Source organism: Streptomyces sp. NPDC003327 (genome assembly GCF_053589515.1).
In genome coordinates this window covers 1-1,152 of record NZ_JBSFSA010000105.1, presented here as the reverse complement: position 1 = coordinate 1,152, position 1,152 = coordinate 1, and the positions used below count along the sequence as shown (strand labels likewise).

Here is a 1,152-nt window from a genome sequence, read left to right as displayed (position 1 = left end):
CAAGGACTTCGACCTGTATCGGCCCTCCGAGGAGCACGAGATGCTCCGGGAGTCGGTGCGTGCGCTGGCGGAGGCGAAGATCGTCCCGTTCGCGGCCGCGGTGGACGAGGAGAGCCGGTTTCCCCAGGAGGCCCTCGACGCGCTGGTCGCCAACGACCTGCACGCCGTCCACGTCCCCGAGACCTACGGGGGTGCGGGCGCGGACGCGCTGGCCACGGTGATCGTGATCGAGGAGGTCGCCCGCGCGTGCGGTTCCTCGTCGCTGATCCCGGCGGTCAACAAGCTGGGCTCGCTGCCGGTGATCCTCTCCGGCTCGGAGGAGCTCAAGCACAAGTACCTCGGCCCGCTGGCCAAGGGCGACGCGATGTTCTCCTACTGCCTGTCCGAGCCCGACGCCGGCTCCGACGCGGCCGGGATGAAGACCCGCGCGGTCCGCGACGGCGACTCCTGGGTCCTCAACGGCGTGAAGCGGTGGATCACCAACGCCGGCGTGTCGGAGTACTACACCGTGATGGCCGTCACCGACCCCGACAAGCGGTCGAAGGGCATCTCCGCCTTCGTCGTGGAGAAGGGCGACGAGGGCGTCTCCTTCGGCGCGCCGGAGAAGAAGCTCGGCATCAAGGGCTCCCCCACCCGCGAGGTCTACCTCGACAACGTCCGCATCCCCGCCGACCGCATGATCGGCGCCGAGGGCACCGGCTTCGCCACCGCCATGAAGACCCTCGACCACACCCGCATCACCATCGCCGCCCAGGCCATCGGCATCGCCCAGGGCGCCCTCGACTACGCCAAGGGCTACGTCCGGGAGCGCAAGCAGTTCGGCAAGCCCATCGCCGACTTCCAGGGCGTGCAGTTCATGCTCGCCGACATGGCCATGAAGCTCGAAGCCGCCCGCCAGCTCACCTACGCCGCCGCCGCCAAGTCCGAGCGCGTCGACGGCGACCTCACCTTCTTCGGCGCCGCCGCCAAGTGCTTCGCCTCCGACGTCGCCATGGAGGTCACCACCGACGCCGTCCAGCTCCTCGGCGGCTACGGCTACACCCGCGACTACCCCGTCGAGCGCATGATGCGCGACGCCAAGATCACCCAGATCTACGAGGGCACCAACCAGGTCCAGCGCATCGTCATGGCCCGCAACCTCCCGTAACCCCC

General features: G+C 69.4%; 1 protein-coding gene. It reads left to right on the top strand.

Annotation, left to right across the window (positions count from 1 at the left end; all coding sequences use genetic code 11):
- Window positions 1–1,147, top strand: a 1,147-nt coding sequence (locus ACWDVG_RS31640; RefSeq protein WP_451704366.1) for an acyl-CoA dehydrogenase, incomplete at its 5' end; no start/stop codon positions are given.
- Window positions 1,148–1,152 lie beyond the last annotated feature (5 nt).